Below are 21,038 nucleotides of genomic sequence, written 5' to 3' on the forward strand. Positions count from 1 at the left end.
GTCTCCTATGGCGCCCACATCAGTGTAACCGGTGCTCTGTTTACAACCGCAGTGATAGGCTTTTGCGCTTCGGTGGCATTGTCGATAGCATCGAGTAGTACCTGTTTTTTCTTCTCACCTGTAAGGTGCAAGAAAATATGTCTGCTATTAAGTAGTGCGGGGAGTGTCAACGATATGCGTTGATGAGGTGCTGTTGTTGGTTGAACAGCGATACATGTGCGACCGCTACTCATGTCCAGGCCGTCTTTAACCTGTTCAGAACACGGAAAAAGCGAGGCAGTGTGACCATCTTCACCCATTCCAAGAATAAGTGCATCGAATGGTTGAGACATACTGGCTAAGTGACGCTCGGCAAGGTTAATGCCGTCATTAGCATCTTCAACATCGCTTCTTAACTCCACAAAACGGGCTGCTGCAGCCTTATTTTGGATCAGGTTGTTTTTAACCAAGCTAGTGTTACTTGCTTCGTGGTCTTCACTCACCCAACGCTCGTCGGCAAGGGTAATGTCCACTTTATCCCACGGTAAGTCAGTATTGCTCAACTGCTTGAACAACGCTAAGGGCGTACGTCCACCGCTGACAACCAAAGAGGCTCTACCGCGTGTTTTAATTCCGGTTTCTAAAATACTAACTAGGTCTTCTGCAAATGCATTGGTAAGTGCATCAGGACTTTCGAATGATAATGTAGTTAATGCCATATTACTTCTTCTTCACCGTCTTGCTTTCATACCAACTACGGTTTGCTCTTGCTAACAAACCAATAGAGTCGACTGGTCCCCAGGTGCCTGCTTGATAAGGTTCTGGTGGCTCACTTGATGTTTTCCATGCGTCGAGTATTGAGTCTACCCATGTCCACGCTTGCTCTATTTCGTCGCGACGAACAAACAGCGCCTGGTTGCCTAACATCACCTCAAGCAATAATTTTTCATAGGCGTCAGGAATGCGCTCATCGGCAAATGCCTCAGAAAAACTTAGGTTTAGCTTCGACTTTTGAAGGTCCATAGAACCAGAGTTGGTAAGACCAGGAACCTTATTCATTACGGTTATCTCAACACCCTCATCTGGCTGCAGACGTATAACCAGTTTATTAGGCGGTAGATTCTTAAAGCTATCGCCAAATAAGTTATGAGGCTGACGCTTAAAGTAAATAACAACTTCACTTACCTTGTTTGGCATGCGTTTACCCGTGCGAAGGTAAAAAGGCACACCCGCCCAACGCCAGTTGTCAATTTCCGCTTTAATAGCAACGAATGTTTCTGTTTTACTTTGCGTGTTCGCGCCTTCTTCCTCTAGGTAACCAGGTACTTCTTCACCTTTTACAAACCCAGCGGTATATTGGCCGCGAACAATGCTTTCATTAATGTTAGAAGCATTAATAGGACGCAGTGCTTTAAGTACCTTCAACTTTTCATCACGAATGCTGTCTGCGTCTAGTGTGGTAGGCGGCTCCATGGCAACCAAGCTCAAAATTTGAAGCAAGTGGTTTTGAACCATGTCGCGCATTTGTCCGGCGTCATCGAAATAACCCCAACGGCCTTCAATACCTACAGACTCAGCAACTGATATTTGAACGTGGTCAATGCAGTTGTGATCCCAGTTAGTCGCAAAAATTGAGTTAGCAAAACGAAGAGACACTAGGTTAAGAACAGTTTCTTTGCCCAGGTAATGGTCGATACGATAAATCTGCTTCTCATCAAAATATTCAGCAACTTGCTCGTTAATCACTTTTGAGGACGCAAGGTCGTGACCAATCGGCTTTTCAAGCACTACGCGAACGCTTGAATCGATGATTTTACAGCTGTGTAAACCGCGGCAAATATCCCCGTAAATGGCAGGAGGCGTTGCTAAGTAGCAAACCATGGTGCGCGTAGGATCTACGTGATCGTCTAAAACGCAATAGCTATCAACGTTTTTCATATCAACACAGGCATAGTGAAGTCGAGTCTTCATTCTTTCCCATGTTGCTTCGCACAAGTCTTGCTCGCCGAATTTCACCAGGTTTGAATGAACTTCATCAACGTAGTCCTCTAGCGACATATCGTGGCGAGCTACACCTACAATTGTCGTTTCAGGATGCATTAAATTCGCTTTTTCAAGCTGATAAAGTGATGGCAACAGCTTGCGTCGTGAAAGATCGCCCAATGTACCGAAAAGTACAAAATCGCAGGGCTCGTAGGAATTCTCCAATACCATATTCGTCGACCTTTTTTATGTGTATGTACGTGTCGTGCTGGTTCTTTATTTACAACACTAACGACTATTATTACCGTATAGTTAACACCAAATGTAGTAAAATTACAACTTCAACAAACTACAAGATGAAATTCTTTCGTTATCGATGGATTTTAGGGTATCTCAATGGCAAACAAAACATAAAAAATGTCAAAAAATTACATTTTCCTTGTCATAGGTTTCACATTGAGTAGTATTACGATGTACATTAGAACAATCTGGGCCATTTACTTGTCGTATCTGTATGAACATTTTAGAAAAAATCACACAAAATAAAGCCGCATTTAGCAAATCAGAAAAGAAGGTTGCCGAGATCATACTTGCCAACCCCCAGACCGCCATTCATTCAAGTATAGCAACGCTGGCGAAAATGTCGGATGTGAGTGAGCCTACCGTAAATCGTTTTTGCCGCAGGCTAGACACTAAGGGCTTCCCAGATTTTAAATTGCATTTAGCACAAAGTTTAGCCAACGGTACTCCATACGTAAACCGTCATGTCGATGAGAACGACAGCCCAGATGAGTATACCAATAAGATTTTCGAATCGACCATGGCGTCTCTTGAAGTGGCGAGACAGTCGATAGACGTAAACGTGGTAAACCGAGTTGTTGATCTGTTGACACAAGCGCAGAAGATTTCATTCTTTGGCCTTGGCGCCTCTGCATCTGTCGCCCACGATGCATTAAACAAATTCTTTCGCTTCAATGTTCCAGTGGTTTATTTTGAAGATATCTTAATGCAGCGAATGAGCTGTATGAATTGCTCGGCTGGCGATGTCGTTGTTCTCATTAGTCACACCGGCAGAACCAAAAGTTTGGTCGAGATTGCCCAAATCTCTCGCATGAACGACGCAACTGTGGTGGGTATAACCTCTGCAGATAGTCCGTTAGCACAAGAATGTAGTTATGTGCTTTCTCTTGAAGTACCAGAAGACACCGACATGTATATGCCCATGGCATCACGTATTGCGCAATTAACGCTAATCGATGTGCTCGCAACGGGTTTCACACTTCGCAGAGGCAACAAATTTAGAGAGAATTTAAAACGGGTAAAAGATACTCTGCGCGGCTCTCGATACGAAAAGCGAGATGGGTAGCGTTAGAAATGCAAGCCCTACTCAGTGATATTGCATATTAGTGAGCTTGCTTAACGGCATCTGTGCTCTATAATTTAAAAAAGTCTCTATATTGAAAACGTTGCGATTATTTAGCATTTTCTCGCCTTATTTATCCATTTTGGTCAAAAATTGTAAGTAATTTCACTACAACTGGTCGAGCCAGTGCAGCGTTTTTCTTTCTTTCATTCACATTTTTGTCAAAATAAACTACTATTCTGTAATAAAATTACGTAAAGCGATTACAGCATCAGTGTGTTGGCGTATTCGACTTACTTATCTTTTCTATAAAAGAAGCAGCGACGGAACCCCATGACTAGAAGAACCAAAATTCTTGCCACATTAGGCCCCTCAACAGATTCACTTGAAAAAATTAAAGCACTTATTGCAGCCGGAGCAAATACGGTTCGCATGAACTTTTCTCACGGCCAAGCAGAGGACCACATTGAGCGTGCTAAACGCGTTCGCGAAGCTGCTAAAAGCTTGGGTAAGTACGTTGCTATTTTAGGTGATTTGCAAGGACCAAAAATTCGTGTAGCAAGATTTGTTGATGGTGCTGTTCACTTAAATATCGGCGCAACCTTCGTGCTCGACGCAGAACTAGAAAGAGATGCCGGCACTGTAGATAAAGTAGGTATAGATTATAAAGCCCTTCCCGACGATGTCTCTGCAGGCGACATTTTGCTGCTGGACGACGGCCGAATTCAATTAAAGGTCACAGGTGTAGAAGGTCGAAAAGTCATTACTGAAGTCACCGTTGGTGGCAAGCTGTCTAACAATAAAGGAATCAACCGTCAGGGCGGCGGTCTATCGGCTGAAGCTCTTACAGAGAAAGATAAACAAGACATAAAAACAGCGGCGCTCATTGGCGTAGATTATCTAGCGGTATCATTCCCAAGAAGTGGCGCAGACCTAAATTATGCCCGTGAACTTGCAGAAGCAGCAGGCTGTCACGCGAAAATTTGTGCAAAAGTTGAGCGTGCCGAAACAGTAGCAACAGATGAAGCGATTACCGACATTATCAGTGCGTCTGACGCAGTTATGGTAGCACGCGGCGATCTGGGTGTTGAAATTGGTGACGCTGAACTCGTCGGCGTACAGAAAAAGCTTATTGCGCGCTCTCGCCAGTTGAACAAAGTTGTTATTACAGCAACGCAAATGATGGAATCGATGATAGATAGCCCAATGCCAACTCGTGCTGAGGTAATGGACGTAGCCAATGCCGTACTTGATGGTACCGATGCGGTTATGCTGTCAGCAGAAACTGCTGCGGGTAGCTTCCCTATTGAAACTGTTGAAGCCATGGCTAGAGTATGTGAGGGTGCAGAGACACATCCAAGCGTTAAAATTTCAAAGCACCGCATGGATCAGCAGTTTTCATCTACCAGTGAATCCATCGCCCTGTCTGCGGTATATGCTGCTAACCACTTGCCAAGCATAAAGGCCATTGTTGGGTTAACAGAAAGTGGTAATACCCCCAAACTTATGTCGCGTATTACAACATCACTTCCTATTATCGCAATGTCACGTCACGAATCTACACTGAATGCCATGGCACTTTACCGTGGCGTTAAGCCAATATTTTTCGATTCATCTAACAGCGAACCAGGTCAGCTTAAACACGATGTAGTGGCGTGTTTAAAAGAAAAAGGACTTGTTGAAAGTGGCGACAGTATTATTCTGACTTACGGTGATGAGATGGAAAAAGTGGGCGCTACAAACACGCTGAAGGTGGTTGACGTAGAATAACCAGCTATCTTGCAGTTGATGCAGTCACGTTTTTGCAAAAGACGTGCTAGCAACTCAGACCAACAAATCAGACCAACAAAAAAAGGGGCTAACGCCCCTTTTTGCTGTTTAGATGTATAAGCTCAGATGTACTGGCTCAGACTATCAACCAATTAGTTCATCGCTGTTTCTGTGACTACTGTCAGGTTGTTCTCTACGTCTTTCACGTCAGAAGCATTTTTAGCAATCTCAATCGCTAAGTCTTCTTCAGCGTCAGAGTCAACTGTACCTGTTAAGGTAACGACACCGTTTTCTACATCTACATCGATGTCAAAACCAGAAATGTCGGTATCCATAAGTAACCTTGTTTTTACCACGGTTGCAATTTTAGCATCCGTCAGCTCACTGGCACCTTGCTCGTAGCCCTCTTCCATGTCGTCAGACATTTTAGAGGTCATCGAATCGATATCTCTGTCTTCGATAACGGTAAGTTTGTTATCTACTGACATCACGCCGTCAATGTTGGCGACTAGTTCTTCAGCAAGCTTTTTGTCCACTGAGTTCTCTACTTTACCCGTTAAAATAACGTCGCCGTTTTTAACGTCTGTATTAATGTCAAAGGAATCAAGGTTGCCATTGAACAGCAGCGTAGCTTCAGCCTTGCCATCAATCCATGCGTCTTTGGCGCCTTCTTCCCATGCGTTATCTGTTTGGCTATTTGAGTTCATGTCACCTGCAAAAGCAGCCGTTGACACTTATGTAGCAATAATCATAGATAGTATTGTACGTTTCATAACATTTCTCCTTTGTTGAAACTCAAGTATGAGTAAGCTAGGTTCATGCCAATGCCTTAAGCCATTGATATATTTACTATTCGTCAATAAATTTTGGAAATTTAGATTCGTCTGCCTGAAAACATTGCGTAGCATTCGGCAAAAATTACTGATTCTCATTTAGATTCAATCAACACTGCTTTAATAAAGTCTCTTTTCCGCTAAGTACGACTTGAACAACACATGTCTTTGGAAAAGCAAATTAGATGGCACACCTGTAAGAATTTATTAAGCAGTGCATCTTTTTAGTTAAATAAAGCGTTACGTAAATGAAAGCTTGAATTCGTGACATCAATTACATGTAATATGGTTGTCATCTTTATACCTCTTGCTGATTCATATCAGTAGACTAGAACTCATCAATATATTACGGACAATAAATGGACATTTTTCTTCTATTAATATCGACGTTTTTAATCGCGGTTAGCTTTGTACCCTTATTACCGTCCTCGCACTGGTTAGTGAGAGTGTGGGAATTCCCTCGCTTGCAAATCGCTGTACTCATTATTGCAGCTCTTATCTCTCATGCGTTCTTTACAATTGAAGACTACACATATCTTTCAATAACGCCGTTTCTAATCTATGCACTAGTCACTGGGTTAGTGATAAGTTTGGTATACCAACTTGTTTGGATCCTTCCCTACACTCCCCTTTATCGAACAGATGTTCAACGCAGTAAAACCCCTTCCAAAAAACGCACAATTAGCATACTTTCGAGCAATGTCTTTATGCACAACAGCAACTATCAAAAGCTGCTGGACCATGTAACCGACAAGAGGCCTGATTTTTTGGTTACACTTGAATCAAATGAAAAATGGCAGCGAGCACTTCAGCCATTGGAGAAAGACTATCCTTACACTAAGTTTTGTGCTCTTGAAAATCTCTATGGCATGCATGTGTACAGTAAGTATGAGTTTGAAGAACACCAGTTGCGTTTCTTGGTTGAAGACGATGTACCGTCGGTAAAGGCTATCGTAAGAGTGGATGGTGTTCCTATTACACTGCAGTTTATTCATCCCAAACCCCCAAGCCCGACAGAAAATGAATATGCACGGCCCAGAGACATAGAGTTAAATATTGTGGGCAAGGAAGTGGCTCAGACAACGGGTCCTGTAGTTGTCGCAGGAGACTTAAACGATGTCGCGTGGTCGCCCACCACAAGAAAGTTTAAAAAGGTAAGCGGGCTACTAGACCCCAGAGAAGGTAGAGGATTCTTTAATACGTTCCATGCCCATTACCCTCTTGTTAAATGGCCTCTAGATCACGTTTTTCATTCATCACATTTTAAACTGGTACGTTTAGAGCGACTAAGCGATATTGGCTCAGACCATTATCCTTTGTACACAGAATTGGAATTGGCGTTGGAGTAACGCCTTTTCTCTATAAAAAACTTGCAGAAGTAGAGCCTTAGAAAAGGTAGTTACTTGTATGTGAGTATCATTTTTTTTCTACACACCACATTAAGCTTTTACAGGCATCTTCACGGCGCTTGAAATGCGCTAAACCAATAAGCTTTCCATCTCTTGGCCAAACAGCCTGCTTCAACACGTCGTTATCAGCTTCGGTAAGTTTTTCAGCGCTTAATTGAATTTCGATAGCCTTTTTGTTGGGTTTAATTAGCGTTGGTACCGCATCGACAACGATTGACTTATCCACGCAAATATATTCCCTTTTTACAGGATCACGCACTACACCGATAATATTGTTGTCGCTGATAATGGCCGGCCACCCTTCTGAAATACGGCTTTGTCCAAACATAATTAGCGTAAAAGCGACCAACACAAACAGTGTTAACCCGACAAATTGGTTGCTCAAATCTGGCGCAACAATCACGATGACAGCAACAACAGCCGCAAAGAATATCCAGCCACCAAAAACTCTTCGCATCGCATTGGGAGATATCCCGGAAATAACATCGACTAGTCGCAATGATTGCTTGTCGTAATTTCTAATTTCTACAGAAGACTGAGATGGCACGAGGATAATCACCCTTATAAAAATGGCGCAATGATCAGCATTATTACGCGCTAACCGCTATTTAAGATTGTCTGTCTATCGATAGTATCTGTAAGTGCTAGCTCTAAGTACTAGCTATAAACGCTGGCTATAGATACTGGTTATAACTACTGCCTTTTCTTTTACACGGATAAAAGCAGGGGAACAAGAATAAATAAGTTGTTGAAAAGTAGTTACTTACCTTCGATTTCAAGGTTAGCAAATAAGCCAGCTCTCGCATAGCGTTAATCACTAAATTTGCTCAGTAAAAACGGGGTTACCCTATACCTGCAATATAGACCTGTAATATTTTCCTTTTCTTCTGAAAATATTGTCTACCGGCTTCTTAAAAACTAAACCAAAATACAAATTATCAATAATTTTCAGCTACTTAAGTTATGGAACACCTATTGCTTATCTACTGTTGCAATGGGTTATATAGACGAAAGTATAAGAACTTATTTCGAATCTACTTTTGCTGCAATTCAGTAAATAAAGGGATATTTGTAAATGTGTGCACCAGTTAGCGTGATAACAATAGTGAAAAACAGAACTGATAAGCTCTGTAACCTTGTTAATCAGCTTGAAGCATGCGAAGCAGCGCCAAGCGAGTTACTTATAGTTTGGATGACGCCGCCTTCTGATTTGTCACTAATAAAAAGCGACAAATTCACAATTGAACACAAGTTTGCAAACCAACACGAGTTACCTATCGCAAAGGCGCGAAACAAAGGAATGTTTGAAGCGAAAAACAAAACGCTTTTATACATCAGCGTGGATACTATTTTCTCACCAAAATGTATTGAAGAGGGTCTTAATTCGCTAACTGAGTCATCCATTGTGCGCGCTCCTGTAGAGTTTATTCCCTTATCGGCTTGCGAGTCGCCTTATGAGCATTTATTTTCCGAGCGAAAAGAAAATACTGAAGCCAACCGTAATTCTGTAACAAAGCCAAATAATAATGTGACTACATCGAGTCAAAAGGACGAGAATCATGGAAAATTTAGTAACGATAGCAGTACTTCTGCAATGTTTTTTATTCGTAAGACAGACTTTGAAAAAGCCGGCGGTTTCGATGAAACCTACGACGGCTACGGGCTAAACGACGAAGATTTTTTCACCCAATGCCGCGCGCTTAACTTTTCAATTCACGACCTCTCTTTACCTTCCTATTCTCCAGCACGTGAGACTGCGCAGTGCCCAGTAAACCACCTTCTTGATTTCGTGCATAATGCTCAACTATTTCGTGAAAAATGGGGTTACTACCCGCGTAAAGATATTCTTCAAGCCTATGCGGAAAAGGGACTGATAAATTTAGACTTTGAAGAGAGCGCAATTCGCGTCACCCGATTGCCTTCTGATGACGAGTTAAATGCTGAGTTAAATGTTGACTCAGATGTGGAACGCGATGATGAAAGCGTTCCAAAAAGTAATGTCCCTGCTAAACGCTCGGAGCGTGCCACAAAAAAGCCAAGTAATGCTGAAGTTTCGCTATCGGCCGCTGACACAAGACGAGAGAATAACGCTCTCCCCTCTTACGCGCCAAGCACTATTGGTACTCCGGCTCTTCACGGGTATACCCTGGCGCAATGGCGAGATTATCCGTATTTGCCAAGCTCGCGTGATTTTTAAGCCACAATTGATATTCTCCGGTTCTTAAGCTTGCAAATTTTGTACAATCCACATTCCATCGGCGCAACAAGTACCCAGCCATTGCCGCCCGTACGTTAAGTGTTAGCACCCCTTCTTCCATTGCATAATCAAGCTCAATTGCAGTGGGGTGATTAATATTTTTGGGGTGCGGTACAATTTCTAATGGAATAATTCTCTGCCAAGCTTCATCACTTTCTTTACATTCGTTAGCCTCAGGAGTTTCTTTTAACGTCACCTTGCTAATGCGGGTTAAAACAAAATCACGAAAACTTTGCGACTTGCGGTCGAAAGCGCGAACATGCCAACGCTGGCCGTTATCAACAATACTGTGAGGTACAAGCTCTCTTGCGCCAGAGCCACTGCTTAACGATGTATAAATAACGCTTATTGCTTTGTTATTCACAATGGCTTGCACTACCTTAGCCACAACAAATATGTCAGGAACATTTAAAGACGAAGCACTTTCAACGGGAAAATGAATATCGCCAATGGCATCGAACCCGTCTGATATATCGTTAGCTAGCTTTACAAGCGTGCGCTTTGCATCGTGCTCAAATAGCGGGTTGAAATTTTCCGTTTGAAAGTAGCGTTTTTCCTGTGTTGAATATACTAAATTTTCTGGAGCCAGCTCTTTGTATAACGTGAAATCACGAGAGCCTGCAGACAAGCCTACCTCAAACCGCGTAATAAGATCTTGTCGGTGGATCGCGCCTTTAAATAGCAAACAAAAATCGATGTACGCCAGCCGTTGGCGTTGTGAAAATGAAATAGACTCAAGCATAATGAATATCCAGTGTTTTTTTAAACAGTGTGGTTTATTTCAAGCCGCGTGTAAATATAAACTTTACTGTTATATGCCCAAATTTCGGCTTTACTCTCATACTGTAGAAAATATCGAGTAGGGTGAGGCTTGCGCCTCATCCCTCTCACAGAACCGTACGTACGGGCCTCGTATACGGCTCCTGCATACTTCATATCACTTGCTAACATACTTAGGATATATGAGTCCGAATCAGTATGAAGTGGCAGCATTGAAACAGAAGAAAGTAGCTTAACTGGGTTGGTCAATTTTGGTTGACCACGTCATGCGGTTATAAGCTTACTTCGAATATTCATCAAAAACTTCTCTTTACTTTAACGTTCTTACAGAATGACCTCAGAGGGCGTCATTAAAAATGGAAAGAGAACTGAAAAAGATAACCGGTGGAAGATAAAAATAAAAAAAGCGGTAAGGCAATGATTACCTTACCGCTCCCATACATTGTTTATCCCGCTTTATCGCAATGTATTTTGTCGCAATTTATTCGGCTTAATTGAAGACTGCGTTTTATTAATGCGGCGCACTCACCTTCTAGAATTGCCGAGTATAAAAATCAAAGTGAAACTAAGCTCTAATTTTACTAATAGCGCTATGCACTTTTTCTTTTCAACAACCCTTTCATATCTCTACCATACCGCCTGAAATAACTCTTAATGTCTTCTAGAATTAAATAGTTCAGCGGAACAATGAATAGCGTTATTAATGTGGCGAACAAAATACCAAAACCAAGACTTACCGCCATCGGTATTAGGAACTGTGCTTGAGTCGACTTTTCAAACAACAAAGGCATTAGCCCGGCAAAGGTGGTTAACGATGTTAACAACACAGGCCTAAATCGACGGCCGCCGGCATCATAGACAGCTTTTTTGATTGCCTCTCCCTCTTTGCGCTTTTGATTAATATAATCAACTAACACCAAAGAATCGTTCACTACCACACCAGAAAGAGCCAACATTCCCATAAAGCTAAGCAGAGTTAAGTCCATTCCCATAATCCAATGGCCTATTACCGCACCCACCAAGCCAAATGGAATAACAGACATAACGATAAAAGGCTGGGAGTAAGATTTAAACGGAATAGCTAACAAGATATAAATGAGTATTGCCAGCCCAATACCGCCGACAATGAGCCCTTGAGATGACTCTTGCTGATCCCGCGCTTCCCCTGCCATTTCAAACGTAACACCGGGGTATTGCCCTAGCTGCTGTGAAAGCCAGTCGTTAAGTTCTGACTGAACGAGCGTAAGATCACCATTTTTCTTATCGAAATCGGCGGTAACCGACAGCGTGCGCTGCCTGTCTACCCGTAAAATGCTGTCGGGGCTAAAGCCAGGAATTACGTCGGCAACCTGCCAAAGCGGAACTTCTTGATTTGGGCCTATGCGGATCATCATTTGCTCTAATGTCTCAATAGACTGGCGCGCCTGCAGCGGATAACGCACCATTACGCGCACTTCTTCCCTACCGCGCTGAATGCGCTGAATTTCAAAGCCAAACACAGCTTGCCTTACTTGTCTGGCAACGGTGTTCAAATCCAGTCCAAGTAATCTTGCTTCAGGCTTAAGCTCAAGCTGCAGTTCTTCCTTACCATCAGACAAAGAATCTTCAATATCAAAGACGGCTGCATACTCTGCCATTTTTGTCTTTAACTTCTCTCCTAACGCATTAAGCGCATTTGTGTCTCTACCTTTAAGCTCTATATCTACCGCGGCGCCACCCCAGCCGCCTATTTCGGCACGATAGTTTAGCTGCTCTGCTCCAGCAATCTGTCCAACACGTTTACGCCATTCGTTAACGACTTCTCTGGTTGAAACATCCACGGTACGCTTCTCAGGTGGCACTAAATCTATTTGTACTCGTCCTGTAGTAGAGTTTCGTCCACCGCTTACTGAATAAATATTGCGAATAACCGACTCACCGGTGTCTTCATCTAAATACTCTTCACGAAGCGCTTGGGCGTGCCCGGTGATAGATTTCACAATGCGGTCTGTGCTTTCAAACGCCGTCCCTGCCGGCATCACTAAGGTAGCTGTTGCCACCTCGCTTTGCACCCGAGGGAAGAATACAAACTTAGTTTGTCCGCTAGCAATAGAACCAATAATGATGATGAGAGTGGAAAACATTAACATCCACGATGCGTAGCGCCACTTCATAGCGCGGGCCAATAAAGGTTGATACACACGCTCAATAAGTGTTTCAAGAGATTTAGCTATTTTCTTTTGGATTTGAGAAAGTTTTGACGCTGGCTTGTCTCCGCGAGGTTTCACATGCTTTAGGTGAGCGGGCAAAATAAACTTCGATTCAATTAGAGAAAACAGCAATACGGGAATGATGACAAGAGGAATAGCCGCGTACCAACTTCCTCTACCGGTTTGAAACGCTAGAGGTAAAAAGGCTGCTGCGGTGGTTAAAATACCAAAAGTCACAGGCACTGCCACTTCCTGCGTACCTTTAATAGCTGCGTCCAGAGGGTTCTCGCCCCGCTCTAAGTGAGCATACACATTTTCTCCGGTTACAATAGCGTCGTCGACCACTATGCCCAGCACCAAAATAAAGGCAAACAAACTCATTAGGTTTAGGGTTACATCGAACACAGGCATAAGGAGAAATGCGCCCATAAAACTCATGGGAATACCCAAGCAAACCCAAAACGCCACTGAAGGACGCAAAAATAGCGCTAACAGCGTAATCACGAGTAGCGCACCTTGCCATGCACTAGTGGAAAGTGTGGCTAAGCGGGCTTTAATTGGCTCACTTCTATCACGCCAAAAATCTAAGCTTAACCCTTCTGGCATTTGAGTCTGCTTAGCCAGCACGTAGTCTTTTACTGCCTGTGTAACTTCAATAATGCTTTCATCACCGGTGCGAAATACTTCCACTTCCACAGCGGGCATACCGTTGAACCGTGTTTTTAGTGGTGTCTCTTCAAAAGCATCCACAATATTGGCAATGTCACCAAGTTTTAGCATGGTCCCATCTTGCGTGGTAACAATGGGAATGTTGGCATATTCACTTGCATTGTAGGCCTGCCCCCTACTACGTATAAATATGTCACCGCCCTCAGTCTTCAAATTACCTGCAGACACATCAGTAGCATTTTGGCGAATAACCGTAGCTACCTGCTCAAGAGTGAGGTCGTATTTTCTAAGCGCAAGCTCCTGAATTTCAATTGAAATCTCAAACGGCAGCGTACCTCCAACTTCAACTTGAGACACTTGACTAAGGGCTGCCAACTCATCGCGCACGGTGTCGGCTTGACGTCGTAACGTTACAGGGTCATATTCACCGTAAAGCACAACACCAATTGCGTCTCTTCGCCACTGTGGCACCTGAATAAGTAGGTTTTCGGCATCGACAGGAAAATTATTAATTGCGTCGACTTTAATTTTTACATCATCAAGCAACTCTCGTACGTTGTACCCTTCCTCTACCTCAATGGTGACAGAAGCGCTGCCTTCACTGCTTGAAGAATTGAGTTCGCGGATCCCTTCTAAATCCTGAACCGCCTCTTCAATACGAATGGTAATGCCCTCTTCCACTTCTTGTGGTGATGCACCCGGTAACGACATAGACACTCGTACACTGCGCTGCTCAAACTCAGGAAATAAATCCACCGGAATATGATTCGAGACTACATAAAGACCCGATATAAAGATTACGGCAAGTAAGATATTTGCCGCTACATCATTTTTAGCAAACCATGCAATCATGTCAGCAACTCCTACTGTGCTTTGCTGTTTTTCGCATTTTCAGCATTATTAGCCTGAAGCGATTTCTGAGCAGCTGATGACTCTGGCAAACTATCGGCGAGCGATTTTACCTTTGTACCATCGGGAATATTAGCGGTAGGGGTAAGTATTAGCTTATCGCTAGGCGTTAAAACGTTCGCACTGTTATTCGGCATTTGTTGCGGTGATGCCGACACAATTACGTTTTTATCATCTGTCCAAAGTGGCGTTACGGGTCGCTTGCGCAGCGTTCCGTTGTCCACCACACTCACCATGTTACTTTGTGATACCGCTTGTCTGGGTATAACAAACACGTCGTTAAGTTTTTGACCTTCTACACGGGCACTTAAAAACTGACCAACTCTAAGGGCCGGTCGCTGCAGCGTTGCCTCAAAAGGCGCTTCTACTTGAGCAACAAGAAACAGCATTCGAGTTGTTGGGTCAAACGCCCCTTCACTTCTCACAATTTCACCATCCCACTGATAAGTTTTGGTGCCAAGATCACCATACAGTTTAACTCGGGGGTTCGAAGCATTAGGTGCAGTATTTTCACCTAAATAAAAATATTCTAACTCGGCTGTTTTAATTGGCAGCCTGACTTCGACAACATCAGTACTATAAATAGACGCTATTGTTTGTGAGGGTGAAACCACCTGCCCTACATCTACAGACTGACTCAACACCATGCCATCAAAGGGCGCTTTAATTACTGTGCGCTCGAGATTTAATTTTGCCCCCATCAGCCTTGCTTCAGCAGCCCGAAGCGCTGCTTCTGCAGCTGCCACTTGCGGCTTACGTAAAGCAAGAAGTTTGGCAGCTTCACCTGATGGTTGTTTATTCCATTGCTGAGCAGAAAAATCGGCTTCGGCCAATTCTTGAAGATAAACGACGTTGGCATCGGCAACCGCAGATTTGGCGATATCAACTTCAATTTGAAAGTCGCGATCTTCCAATCTAACAAGCACGTCACCTTTTTTAAATGAGCCGCCAGCTCTAATATTTGGAGCAACCGACACTACACGCCCTGACACGTCTGCTACTAATTCGGTTTGAGTAAGGGGTTGAGCGGTGCCATAAGATTCAATCCACACTTCATAATCTTCAACAGTAAGGTCCATAACATCAACCGCTACTGTAGGCGCAGACTGGCTCCCTCCCCACTTTCTTGCCTCGGGCTTGCTTGCAAACATAGCTTTTACTACCAATGCAGCGATAATCAGAATGACTATGGATACACCGGCATGAATTATCCATGGCGCCTTTTTATTAAAGATTTTTTGTTCATTGTTATAGTTATTGTCAGGGTTGACCATTCTTCTCTCCGCGCGGCAGACGCTTTACTGCAATTGTAAACACGCGAAGAATACGTTGTTTTGTTGAGGAAGGACTACACAAAGCGACAAAAAGTCGAAAATTGAGGTTTAACATTAAGAGCACATCGTATTAACAGGTTAGAGAACGCCTGAAAGCCAGTGCTTTATTTTTTCTTCATCTTTATCAATCATAAACGGCATGGTGAGATTTGAAGGCCTATGCGGGGAACCTGCGTGAACAAATATACTGTTTTCGACAATACCCACCGCTTTGCAGCCGGCCTGCTGAAAAGCCAAGTATCCCGCCATCATTTCGCCAATCGCATCATGAGTAATGCCTGCAGTTTCTGTGGGACGTTGAAAAAGCACCCAGGCATTTAAATGAGCCGTTAAAGACAGTACATCTCGAGTTAACTCGCGCACGCCATGTAAATTAAACCCTTCGGAATAATCACAAGAGACCGTGTTTTGACTTAAAGACAAGGAATATAAGCCGTGTGCGCTGGATGTAACCATGTTTTCGCTAGTGTACGTTAGTTAGACTAAAGTATATTCTCATTTTATTTATAACGCCAAATTAAATAAAGAGTAATAATTCGAACATTTTGACGAAAAGAAAGTGAAAGCTCGGCAAAAGGATTATTTCTTATCTGTTTGCAAATGGAATCTGTAGGTGAATAAAATTTATTCGGTACATCGTTATATCGTAAACCCATTCTCAGAGCTAATTCATTTACGATTCCTCGGTTAATATAATGTAACGCGCAAAAAGTGAACATAATACTTTCTTTGAGAGAAGCAACCATTGTCTATCCAATAAACGGAGAAAGTTATGTTGATGACATATGTGAGCTATGCCGTAATCGCTGGTGGTATTTTCATTTTAAGCTCGTTTTTTTCCCAAAAGCTTTTAGCGAAGTCGAAAGCTAGGAAAGGTGAAATGCAAGGTGGAAGAAAGCTTGTAGCCTTTTTAGCGGGTGCAGGTGTGGTTACATTATTGGGTGCTGCAACAGCTGCTGCAGCAGTCCATACTTCTACAGGCTTTATATTGTAGGAGCAATGGATCGTAAAAACTGCGGTTTCTAAGAGCTTTGGTTTTTAGGAATTGTGGGCAGCCTAGTAGCGTTTATCTTTAGTAAGGCCAACGCTGGCCTCACTAAAGATGCTAGTGCAGGCTTAATTTCAAAAAGCCCAACTGCTAAAGAACACCTATTTGAAGGTTGAAGGCAAAACTAAAACTTAAATTCGCTAATTGCTTGTTTAGCCGCATTCATTCGTTCTTCACCGTCTGGCATAGCCAAGCCCTCAGCATAAATAAACGAAATGTCTGTAAGACCAATCAGACCGAAGAAATCTTTTAGATACTGAGATTGGGTGTCTTTTTGTGTGCCTTCATATATACCGCCTCGCGCGGCAACCACTACTATCTTCTTGTTTTCTAACAATCCAACAGGTCCGTTTTCTGTGTATTGAAAGGTAACGCCAGCACGTGCGATACGATCTACCCATGCTTTGAACGTAGAGGGAACACCAAAATTGTACATAGGCATAGCAATTACAACAGTGTCGCTTGCTTTAAGTTCATCGATTAACGTGTCAGAAAAACTGGCCAGCTCTTGATTATTACTATCAGGTACCCACGATGCCATCTCAGCTTGTGTTAAATGCGGTAGTGCGTCGGCAGCCAAGTCCCTTTCCACTATATTGGCAGACTTTTCTTCCTTCAATTTTGCTACAAGCAAATTACCAAGAATGTTGGAATTACCCTCGCTACCGTTCAGCGATGACTTAATAAATAAAACGTTACTCATTATTGTTCCCTCTTACAGTTGATTAGTATTAGTGAATGCTTGGGATGATTATTCAATGACTCGGCGATAAATAAAATTGAAAAAAATAACACCAACCATTCCACTAAAACGAATATTCAATAAAAATAGCACCGCTTATTCACCAAAATCATTCTAATAAAAAGAATATTTAAACCTTTTTAAAATAATTTTGCTGTGTTCCATAAAGCAATAACATAGCGGCACAAGGTAAAACCAAAAGGTTAAACATGAAATACATTAGAAAATCAGCAGAACGGGGCAGTGCTAGCTTTGGTTGGCTCAACAGCAAGCACAGTTTTTCTTTTGGGCGTTATTACGACCCTAAACACATGGGTATATCGGTGTTACGGGTGATAAACGAAGACGTTGTAATGCCTGGACACGGTTTTGGTAAGCACGGACACCGTGACATGGAGATTGTGTCGTATGTGATAGAGGGCGCACTTAAACACGAAGATAGCGAGGGAAATAGTTATATAGTTCCCGCTGGTGATGTACAGCGTATGAGTGCAGGAAAAGGGGTTATGCATAGTGAGTTTAATGCTTCAGACAATGAACACGTAAAGTTTCTACAGATATGGATTACCCCCTCAAGCAAGGGTATTGCGCCAAGCTATGAGCAAACCACGATTAAGCAGGCAGGTCCGCTTACTCCCCTAGTAACACCCAAGGGAAACGGCGGCTCACTGTCAATACATCAAGATGCCAGTATACATCGTCTTGTGTTGGAGGCTGGGCAGTCTTTAGCATTAGAAACAGCAAGAACTGGCTATCTGCATCTTATTAGTGGTTCAGCTACTGTGAATTACCAGCATTTTAATCATCGTTTTGAATCAGGCGATGCATTTGCGTCTACCGCAAATGAAACTTATCAGGTGGTTGCTGAAAGTGCCCTAGAGGCTCTGTGGTTTGATTTACCGGTTTGATTTAGCAAAATTGCACAGCGTAACTCAACCCGGTGACGTTGTTAGCTGCGGTGGATATAAAAAGAAAGCGTTCACGATTGCTGATGGTAGAAGAGCTCGACATTTGCGCTTTAAATCTTTTATTTTCTACCGCCTACACGTTGGCTCAGGTATAGTTGTAAATTAGTTAGAGCTAATTAACAGACTTACTTGCTCCCAGCTTGCTGCTATTCGATGTCACATTTTGTCGGTGTTATATTTTTGGTGTTTAATTTTGAAAGTATTCTTTGAAAGTACTTTTTGATAGTACCTTCTGATAGTACCCTAGATGCAACTTAGTAAGAAGTTGGCCTCTTTTTCAGCTGAAACAAGCTTGTAAAACAGGTTTATGGTATTAAGTATCATTCAGGCTTTAGGTGAAACAGCCAATATCAACATTGATAGCAACACCACTAATAAGAGAATTTCTGCATGAATAAATGGGTTACCTCCATTTCGTTTATCCTCGCCCTTTCAGTAGGCTCAGGTTTGTACCATTACTTTCAAACACCGTTAAAAGCAAAGTCGCTACCCATTTCAGCCCCCAAAGCAAGTGAAATAGTTGACTACCACAGCCAAGTAAAACCTGTTTTAGCGCAACGCTGTGTGGTATGCCACGCCTGCTACGATGCTCCGTGCCAGCTTAAAATGGGCTCTTTTTCAGGCATTGAACGTGGCGCAAACAAAGCGCGTGTTTACGATGGTGAACGATTGGTAGAGGCGAACCTAACCCGCTTGTTTGAAGACGGCCACACTCTGACACAGTGGCGAGACAAAGACTTTTTCCCGGTAGTTTCAGACTCACCTAAGGAAACGTCAGAGAACTTTTCTTCTAAAGAGTACCAATCCTTTGCTAAAGATAATTTGTCCTCGAGCGTAATAGCTCACTTGCTTCAATTAAAACAAGACAACCGTGCCGAGACAGAAGGCACGACGCCCTCACAGCTTAACAAAGAAAAATACCCTCTAAATATCAATAGATCATATCAGTGTCCTACCATTGACGACATTGGTACCTATAAACAAGATTACCCGCTTTGGGGAATGCCCTATGCACTTCCGGCGATAAATGAAAAAGAAAATACGCTTATATTAAATTGGATTGCACAAGGTGCGAGAGGAAATGACGACATTGTATTAACAAACGCTCATCTGAAAAAAGTTGAGGAATGGGAACGCTTCTTAAATGCCGATGATTTAAAATCGCAGTTAATGAGCCGGTATTTGTTCGAGCACCTTTTTCTAGTGCACTTGCATTTTAGTGCTGAACAACCAACGCAATTCTTTAAGTTAGTACGTTCATCTACAGCTCCGGGCACCCCAGTAGAGGGTATTTTTACTCGTCGCCCTTTTGACGAACCAGATGTTGAGCGAGTCTATTATCGTTTAGTGCCTGAAAAGCAAACTTTGGTGCACAAATCACACATGCCCGGTTTGCTTAACGAACAGCGCATGAAAAAATGGCAACGATGGTTTTTAAACGACAACTACGCAGTTACTGAGTTACCTTCATATAAGCCTAAAGAGGCGTCTAACCCCTTTATTACTTTTGCGCAAATTCCTATAAATGCGCGCTACAAGTACATGCTAGATGAAGCTCAAAATACCATCATGCAATTTATTAAAGGCCCCGTTTGTCGTGGTCAAATGGCACTCAATGTAATTAATGACCATTTTTGGGTGGTGTTTTCCGAGCCTGAGCTGGATCTCGTTCAAAATAACGGAGAGTTTATTCAGCGAGCGTTACAAAATATAGAGCTTCCGGCTGAAGAACAGAGCAATGCGTTGCCCACAGCATGGATGAACTATGCGGCCATGGAACGAGAGTATTTAACGGCTAAATCTAACTTCATCGACTCACAAATAAAAAACAAGTTGAGCATAGACTTAGATTTATTGTGGGATGGTGAAAATAACAATGAAAACTTGGCGCTCACCATTTTCAGGCATAACGACGCTGCAAGTGTAGTAAAGGGGCTTGTTGGAGAAACACCCCAAACGGCTTGGGTGTTAACCTACCCCTTGTTCGAACGAATTCATTATTTGCTGGTAGCAGGATACGATGTTTACGGCAACGTTGGCCACCAGCTAAATAGCAGAATGTACATGGACTTTTTACGCATGGAAGGCGAGTTTAACTTCTTATCATTTCTTCCTAACAAAACTAGAGAAGAGGTAAGAAGCAAGTGGTACAGAGGTTCTGTAAGCGAAGTTGAAGAGTTTGTTTACAAGGGCAACACGTCGGATATAAAAACCGATATCGAATATCAAACAAAAGCCCCTTACCAAGAATTGCTCAATAAAATTAAAGCTAAATTTGACGATACGTTGAGCAGCCGCCATAGCTTAGAAAATGGATTTAATTCAAAAGAAGCAATAAACAGTTTTAACCGCATTAATGCTATGCAGGGAACAAATGTATCACTACTGCCGGAATCGACCATAGTGCGTGTTTTTGATAAAGACAGCAATTCAGAACACTTCTACACCATGCTGAGACACAGCGCCCACACCAACATCTCCCATTTATTTAATGAAGAAGATAGAAGGCTGCCGGAAGAAGATACAGTAACTATTGCAAGCGGGTTTATGACATCTCACCCCAATGCGTTTTTACAAATTGAACTGTCCGAGCTACCAAGCTTCGCCAACCGCATCAATAAAATGGGGTCAGAACCGGATTATGCTGCACTGCTAGACGCCTACGGTGTGAGGCGCACAAATCCAAAATTTTGGGAATACGCCGACAACATGCATGAGTACTTTAAACGCAACTACCCCGTTGAGTTTGGCTATCTAGACTTTAATAGGCTAGAAAACAGATAGTTTTAGGATATAAACTTTGAA

General features: G+C 42.7%; 16 protein-coding genes. 7 read left to right on the plus strand and 9 right to left on the minus strand.

Translation table 11 applies throughout. The features are described from left to right. Nucleotides 1-5: 5 nt before the first annotated feature. On the minus strand, nt 6-698 hold the full coding sequence (pgl, locus tag BM528_RS11315) for a 6-phosphogluconolactonase (protein ID WP_071979898.1): 693 nt from the start codon (nt 696-698) through the stop codon (nt 6-8). Between the two features lies 1 nt (nt 699). Then, nucleotides 700-2,193, minus strand: a complete 1,494-nt coding sequence (gene zwf, locus BM528_RS11320; RefSeq protein ID WP_071979899.1) for a glucose-6-phosphate dehydrogenase — start codon at nt 2,191-2,193, stop codon at nt 700-702. 283 nt (nt 2,194-2,476) lie between these two features. On the opposite strand from zwf, the gene BM528_RS11325 reads away from it, so the two are divergent. After that, nucleotides 2,477-3,328: a MurR/RpiR family transcriptional regulator gene (locus tag BM528_RS11325; protein ID WP_071979900.1), complete on the plus strand. Its 852-nt coding sequence runs from the start codon at nt 2,477-2,479 to the stop codon at nt 3,326-3,328. Nucleotides 3,329-3,658: 330 nt separating this feature from the next. Further along, on the plus strand, nt 3,659-5,095 hold the full coding sequence (gene pyk / locus BM528_RS11330; RefSeq protein WP_071979901.1) for a pyruvate kinase: 1,437 nt from the start codon (nt 3,659-3,661) through the stop codon (nt 5,093-5,095). A gap of 152 nt (nt 5,096-5,247) precedes the next feature. Here pyk and BM528_RS11335 read toward each other — a convergent pair whose 3' ends face one another. Next, on the minus strand, nt 5,248-5,802 hold the full coding sequence (locus tag BM528_RS11335) for a BON domain-containing protein (protein WP_232230479.1): 555 nt from the start codon (nt 5,800-5,802) through the stop codon (nt 5,248-5,250). Between the two features lie 485 nt (nt 5,803-6,287). Between BM528_RS11335 and BM528_RS11340 the strand changes: the two genes are divergently transcribed. Beyond that, complete coding sequence (locus tag BM528_RS11340) at nt 6,288-7,277, plus strand: endonuclease/exonuclease/phosphatase family protein (protein WP_071979902.1); 990 nt, start codon at nt 6,288-6,290, stop codon at nt 7,275-7,277. 67 nt (nt 7,278-7,344) lie between these two features. Here BM528_RS11340 and BM528_RS11345 read toward each other — a convergent pair whose 3' ends face one another. Beyond that, entirely contained in the window at nt 7,345-7,884 is a 540-nt protein-coding gene (locus BM528_RS11345) for a hypothetical protein (protein WP_071979903.1), read from the minus strand. Between the two features lie 528 nt (nt 7,885-8,412). On the opposite strand from BM528_RS11345, the gene BM528_RS11350 reads away from it, so the two are divergent. After that, complete coding sequence (locus BM528_RS11350) at nt 8,413-9,534, plus strand: glycosyltransferase family 2 protein (protein WP_071979904.1); 1,122 nt, start codon at nt 8,413-8,415, stop codon at nt 9,532-9,534. On the opposite strand, the gene BM528_RS11355 is transcribed toward BM528_RS11350, so the two are convergent. The 4 genes from BM528_RS11355 to BM528_RS11370 form a co-directional block, all read right to left on the minus strand. Continuing rightward, nucleotides 9,452-10,336 (minus strand): WYL domain-containing protein, encoded by an 885-nt coding sequence (locus BM528_RS11355; RefSeq protein ID WP_071979905.1) that lies wholly within the window; start codon nt 10,334-10,336, stop codon nt 9,452-9,454. The two genes, BM528_RS11350 and BM528_RS11355, sit on opposite strands and share 83 nt — an antisense overlap. Before the next feature lie 628 nt (nt 10,337-10,964). Next, nucleotides 10,965-14,084, minus strand: coding sequence for an efflux RND transporter permease subunit (locus BM528_RS11360; protein WP_071979906.1), 3,120 nt, complete (start codon nt 14,082-14,084; stop codon nt 10,965-10,967). A gap of 11 nt (nt 14,085-14,095) precedes the next feature. Further along, nucleotides 14,096-15,415 (minus strand): efflux RND transporter periplasmic adaptor subunit, encoded by a 1,320-nt coding sequence (locus tag BM528_RS11365; RefSeq protein WP_071979907.1) that lies wholly within the window; start codon nt 15,413-15,415, stop codon nt 14,096-14,098. A gap of 138 nt (nt 15,416-15,553) precedes the next feature. Then, nucleotides 15,554-15,931: a hypothetical protein gene (locus BM528_RS11370; protein WP_071979908.1), complete on the minus strand. Its 378-nt coding sequence runs from the start codon at nt 15,929-15,931 to the stop codon at nt 15,554-15,556. A 316-nt stretch (nt 15,932-16,247) separates the two neighbouring features. Here BM528_RS11370 and BM528_RS11380 point away from each other — a divergent pair, with 316 nt between their 5' ends. Further along, nucleotides 16,248-16,469 (plus strand): hypothetical protein, encoded by a 222-nt coding sequence (locus tag BM528_RS11380; protein ID WP_071979910.1) that lies wholly within the window; start codon nt 16,248-16,250, stop codon nt 16,467-16,469. A gap of 178 nt (nt 16,470-16,647) precedes the next feature. On the opposite strand, the gene BM528_RS11385 is transcribed toward BM528_RS11380, so the two are convergent. After that, entirely contained in the window at nt 16,648-17,226 is a 579-nt protein-coding gene (locus BM528_RS11385) for an FMN-dependent NADH-azoreductase (protein ID WP_071979911.1), read from the minus strand. Between the two features lie 248 nt (nt 17,227-17,474). Between BM528_RS11385 and BM528_RS11390 the strand changes: the two genes are divergently transcribed. Further along, the gene (locus BM528_RS11390) at nt 17,475-18,173 is read left to right on the plus strand and encodes a pirin family protein (RefSeq protein ID WP_071979912.1); all 699 of its coding nucleotides are present in this window, start codon (nt 17,475-17,477) and stop codon (nt 18,171-18,173) included. 450 nt (nt 18,174-18,623) lie between these two features. Beyond that, the gene (locus tag BM528_RS11395) at nt 18,624-21,017 is read left to right on the plus strand and encodes a fatty acid cis/trans isomerase (protein ID WP_071979913.1); all 2,394 of its coding nucleotides are present in this window, start codon (nt 18,624-18,626) and stop codon (nt 21,015-21,017) included. Nucleotides 21,018-21,038: the final 21 nt, after the last annotated feature.

The sequence above is a fragment of the Alteromonas sp. RW2A1 genome (assembly GCF_001886475.1).
GTDB lineage: Bacteria > Pseudomonadota > Gammaproteobacteria > Enterobacterales > Alteromonadaceae > Alteromonas > Alteromonas hispanica.

Bases quoted from the DNA above. Each gene is read 5' to 3' on its own strand.
- BM528_RS11360 (WP_071979906.1), bottom strand. From the start codon at position 14,084: ATGATTGCATGGTTTGCTAAAAATGATGTAGCGGCAAATATCTTACTT.
- pgl (WP_071979898.1), bottom strand. From the start codon at position 698: ATGGCATTAACTACATTATCATTCGAAAGTCCTGATGCACTTACCAAT.
- BM528_RS11395 (WP_071979913.1), top strand. From the start codon at position 18,624: ATGAATAAATGGGTTACCTCCATTTCGTTTATCCTCGCCCTTTCAGTA.
- BM528_RS11350 (WP_071979904.1), top strand. From the start codon at position 8,413: ATGTGTGCACCAGTTAGCGTGATAACAATAGTGAAAAACAGAACTGAT.
- BM528_RS11365 (WP_071979907.1), bottom strand. From the start codon at position 15,415: ATGGTCAACCCTGACAATAACTATAACAATGAACAAAAAATCTTTAAT.
- BM528_RS11355 (WP_071979905.1), bottom strand. From the start codon at position 10,336: ATGCTTGAGTCTATTTCATTTTCACAACGCCAACGGCTGGCGTACATC.
- zwf (WP_071979899.1), bottom strand. From the start codon at position 2,193: ATGGTATTGGAGAATTCCTACGAGCCCTGCGATTTTGTACTTTTCGGT.
- BM528_RS11380 (WP_071979910.1), top strand. From the start codon at position 16,248: ATGTTGATGACATATGTGAGCTATGCCGTAATCGCTGGTGGTATTTTC.
- BM528_RS11325 (WP_071979900.1), top strand. From the start codon at position 2,477: ATGAACATTTTAGAAAAAATCACACAAAATAAAGCCGCATTTAGCAAA.
- BM528_RS11385 (WP_071979911.1), bottom strand. From the start codon at position 17,226: ATGAGTAACGTTTTATTTATTAAGTCATCGCTGAACGGTAGCGAGGGT.
- BM528_RS11390 (WP_071979912.1), top strand. From the start codon at position 17,475: ATGAAATACATTAGAAAATCAGCAGAACGGGGCAGTGCTAGCTTTGGT.
- BM528_RS11335 (WP_232230479.1), bottom strand. From the start codon at position 5,802: ATGAACTCAAATAGCCAAACAGATAACGCATGGGAAGAAGGCGCCAAA.
- pyk (WP_071979901.1), top strand. From the start codon at position 3,659: ATGACTAGAAGAACCAAAATTCTTGCCACATTAGGCCCCTCAACAGAT.
- BM528_RS11340 (WP_071979902.1), top strand. From the start codon at position 6,288: ATGGACATTTTTCTTCTATTAATATCGACGTTTTTAATCGCGGTTAGC.
- BM528_RS11370 (WP_071979908.1), bottom strand. From the start codon at position 15,931: ATGGTTACATCCAGCGCACACGGCTTATATTCCTTGTCTTTAAGTCAA.